Here is a 4,777-nt window from a genome sequence, read left to right as displayed (position 1 = left end):
TGAAGCACCAGGAGAAAAAGTCAGTGGTAGGAAGATTTGACTGTTCAATAACAAGGCAAAAATTTTGCCCAGAAAACATCTGCATTTTGTGAAGCTACAAAAAAAGTCGGCGCTGAAAAGAATTTCCCCTTGCATCGGCAAAAAAATCATGGTACTATGTAATTATTGGGTGTTGCTCGTACCTTCGCATGACTTTTTATTCAACTAAAAATATAAATATTCTAGATTAGGCTTTAAGCTGTCGCCGAAGTAACAGTAAAATCACATCAATTTAGATAGAATCAAAAATATATCAAAATATTAAGTAAAAATGAAAGTCGAAGAAGCATTGGAAGTTCTGGAGACAGTTCTAACTCCAGGCTCTTTAAACGCTGTAAAAAGAATGGTATTTTCTCAAGCATGGGAAGGTAAAGCTTATGCTGAAATTGCCGAGCAAGCAGGTTATGATCCAGACTACATAAAAGGAGTAGCTGCCAACTTATGGCAAAATCTTTCTGGTGTCTTAGACGAAAAAGTAACAAAGAAAAACTTTCGCGCTCTGCTGAGACAAAAATTTGGCAATCATAAATCATGCCTTGCCCAAACCGACCTCAATATTCAACAGCATATATTCCAGTCTTCTACAGAAACAAAAAAAACACTGCATAAACCAAAAATTGATTGGGGAGAAGCCATAGATGTTTCCGTTTTTTACGGACGCTCTCAAGAACTAGATCGACTACAACAATATATTATCAGAGATGGTTGTCGCTTGATAGCCCTACTTGGTATGGGAGGCATTGGTAAAACAGCAGTAGCAGCAAAAATTGCTCAACAACTACAGAATGAATTTGATTATATAATCTGGCGATCGCTCCGCCATGCTCCCTCCCTAGAAACAATTCTCACTCAACTCGTGTCATTTTTATCCCAGCAAGAATGTAGCCAAGGAGAACTAAGCAAACTAATTGAATACTTGCGTAACTCACGTTGCCTAATAATTTTAGATAGCGTCGAAAGCATTTTACAAACTGGATGTACAGGCCACTATCGCCCTGGCTACGAAAACTACAGTCAACTATTTCATTTAATCGGTGAAACATCCCACTCTAGCAGCCTCATCCTCACCAGCCGAGAAAAACCTCCTGAAGTAGCAGCCTTTGAAAGTATAGATGCAGCAGTACGCTCCCTACAACTATTGGGTTCTAAAGAAGTAGCCCATGCCTTACTAAAAACCAACAAAATATTAGGATCAGAAACACAAAAACAACAGCTCAGTGAATATTATAGCTATAGCCCCCTAGCCTTAAAAATTGTCACCAGCTCCATCACGGACTTATTTGATGGAGACCTGTCAGAATTTCTGCAACATGGCACAACCACCTTCAATGGCATTCGTCGCCTCCTCGACCAACACTTTCAGCGTCTGTCAAAACTAGAAAAAAAAATCATAGTTTGGTTGGCAATTAACCAAGACTGGACGAATGTCAAAAAATTGCAAACTGATATTGTGCCAGCAATTTCCAAAGCAAATCTCTTAGAAAGTTTAGAAGCTCTCATCTGGCGCTCTCTAGTCAAGAAAAAATCAAGTATGTATACAGTCGAACCTGTAGTAATGGAGTATATTCTCCACTACTTAATTGAACAGGTTGTTGGAGAGTTAACTACTGCCAATTTAGACTTATTTCTCAATCATTCTTTAATTATAACCACTGGCAAACGCTATATAAAAGAACGACAAAATAAGCTAATTATAGAACCTATCGCCAGACAACTCAGCACAATATTTAGTTCTACTCGAGCGCTAGAACAACAATTGTTATTAATTTTAAACAAACTACAAGCAAGTGAAACTTCCTTGTGTGGTTATGGCATTGAAAATCTGATTAACCTGTGCATGAAACTACAAATTGACTTAATGGTAAGTGATATTTCTCCCTGTGAAATAGAATCTCATAAATCTGCTAATACCTGCTCCCCAAAATCTATTGAAGTATTATCTACAGTTAACTCAAAATCTTCTGAGTATTGTGCAATAGTTCCTGGGAAATTTTGCCCTGCTATTAGTCAAGCAGATAAACAAAAGTGTCATGAAAGTAATAACTCACAGTTACTAGATCTTAGTTCTTGTGTTTGTCCTACTAATTCTGTAGATGTGTCTGACAAAACTTGCTTAGAAGCACCAAAGCAAGAAGATGAAAATCTTTTAGACTGTCCAATATTGTTGGAAAAAATCCAAATACCGACATTGGGTAATATTTCTGTCATCGCTTCTAGCCCAAATAAAGATTTTTTAGCGATCGCGGATAAATTGGGAGAGATTCGTCTGTTGCCAATGGTGAATAATCAGCCACATCTAGTTTTTGAGGGTCATACTCAAGAAGTACATTCTATTGTTTGGAGTCCAGATGGAAATTTTCTCGCAACTGGTGGTGGCGATCGAACAGTTAGATTATGGGATATTAGTACAGGTAAATGTCTTCACATTTTTGAGGGGCATACAGCACAAATTGATTCCTTAGTTTGGAGTCAGAATAATCAAACTATTGCTAGTATAAGTGATGATGAAACTATTAAACTCTGGGATATTTCTACTGGCGAATGTTTGCATACTTGGTTAGCTGAAAATTTTCTTCAATCCTCTACTAACTTGGATTTACTATCAACTGATATATTTGAATTTTTAGCTCCTACTTTTATTGAAATTGAATGCCCTGTGAGTCTAAGTATTAATCAAATAAGCTTTGTTGCCTTTGTAGATTATCAAGATGATTGTACTCCCATAGTATCTTTCTTTGCATACAAAACTTAGAGAGTTTATCTAATTTTTTTAGTTTTTTCCGTGTCTACCAAGCTGATATAATTATCTCAAATTACCATGATGAAAAAAATTAATCGTCGAAGATTTCTCAGCTTAAGTTTTAGTAGCACTATTGCTGTTTTAATAGCTCAATGTAGCAACGGTAATATTCAAGAAAATCAAGAAAACTTTCAAACATTTTCATCAGAGAATAAAATTAACCAAAGCAAAGATGGAATTTTAGAAGTAGATTTAATAGCCAGTATTAATAAAATCAATCTAGGAAATAAACAAGCTTATGTATTAAACTATAACAGACAAATTCCCGGACCGAGATTAGAAGCAAAACCAGGAGATACAATTAGGATTAATTTTACCAACAAATTACCACAACCTACAAACATCCATTATCACGGCCTACATATTCCCATCATCGGAAACGCCGACAATGTATTTCTGAAAATTGCACCAGGCGATCGCCTAACATATCAATTCCAAATTCCTCAAAATCATCCTGCGGGAATATTCTGGTATCATCCCCATTTCCATGGTCTGACGGCAGAGCAACTTTTTGGTGGGTTAGCAGGATTATTTATTATCCGGGGAGAGTTGGATGAAATTCCCGAAGTTAAGGCGGCTGAGGAAAAATTTTTAGTATTGCAAGACTTTGCTCTAGACGGACGAGGAAATTTGCTGCCATCCCAGGAACTTTCAATTATGACCGGAAGAGAGGGAGATTTAATTACTATTAACGGTAAGTCTAACCCTAATTTTGCAATTCCCACTCAAAGTTTGTTACGGTTACGAATTCTCAATGCTTCGACTTCCAGATTTTATAGGTTGTCTCTAGAAGAACACCCATTTTATTTAATTGCTACTGATGGAGGAGCATTAACTGAACCTATAGAAATGTCAGAACTGTTATTAACTCCTGGAGAAAGAGCAGATATTTTAATCCAAGCTAACCGAGAACCGGGAAAATATCACTTGTTGAATTTGCCCTATCAACGAGTAGGTATGGGGATGATGGGAAGAGGTATGATGGGAAGGAATGCTCCTGAAAATCAACCGCAAGTCTTAGCAACCGTAAGTTATGAAAGCAAGGTTGCTGCTGTACCATTGCCAACCAAACTAATACCAGTAGAAGCATTGCCAGAAGCTCAAAAGATACATCGTTTTCAGATGAACCATGGCATGATACCCGGTCAAGGGATGGCATTTCTGTTTAATGGTCAACCCTATCAGCTAGACAGAATTGATACTCAAGTTCAGCTTAATACAGTTGAAGACTGGGAATTAATTAACACAGGTATGATGGATCATCCCTTTCATGTTCATGGCAATGCTTTTCAAGTTGTGAGTCGGAATGGGAAACCAGAACCTTATCTTGCGTGGAAGGATGTAGTATTGGTGAAACCGGGAGAGAAAGTCTTAATTAGAATGCCTTTCCGAGATTTTCCTGGAAAGACTGTTTACCATTGTCATATTCTCGACCATGAAGATTTGGGAATGATGGGTAATCTAGAAATTCAGGCTTAAGTAGGGTTTGCTGAAAAAAGCAAAAAGTGGGGAGTGTGGGGAGTGTGGGAAGTGTGGGAAGTGTGGGAAGTGTGGCGAGGGTGGGAAAACAGAGAAAGTAGGAGGAATAATTGTTCAGGAGATTTTTCTGCCCCCTCACCCCACGCATTCTCACTTTTTGAGGGTTTAGGATTAAAATAGGCGCACTTTTTTCGATTCTAAAAAGGCTAAAACCTTTATTGAACATTGCTTTTAGATTTAATCAGCAAGCCCTAATTAGTAAGGTTGATAGCAGTTGCAGCAAAGGGTGCGGACAGATCGAGAAGCTCTAAAACTCCGACAACGTAATACTTTTCCTTCTTCCTTCTTCCTTCTTCCTTCTTCCTTCTTCACTTCTGCTATATAATCAAAAAAAGCACTGATAAATTATTTGAGGCAATAGTGATGAAAAAATTTTTCTCTAACTGGATACAGTCTTTA

Annotated in this window: 2 protein-coding genes; both read left to right on the top strand. The window is 37.5% G+C overall.

Features of this window, described 5'->3' with window-relative positions; translation table 11 throughout:
• Positions 1 to 310 precede the first annotated feature (310 nt).
• Complete coding sequence (locus tag AC3DU7_RS25635; protein ID WP_488042109.1) at positions 311 to 2,791, top strand: helix-turn-helix domain-containing protein; 2,481 nt, start codon at positions 311 to 313, stop codon at positions 2,789 to 2,791.
• A 66-nt stretch (positions 2,792 to 2,857) separates the two neighbouring features.
• Positions 2,858 to 4,318, top strand: a complete 1,461-nt coding sequence (locus AC3DU7_RS25630; protein ID WP_488042108.1) for a multicopper oxidase family protein — start codon at positions 2,858 to 2,860, stop codon at positions 4,316 to 4,318.
• Positions 4,319 to 4,777: the final 459 nt, after the last annotated feature.

It is taken from the genome of Okeania sp. (assembly GCF_983059655.1).
Note: the sequence above shows the minus strand (reverse complement) of the source record. Positions and strands in the feature narration are given on the sequence as shown.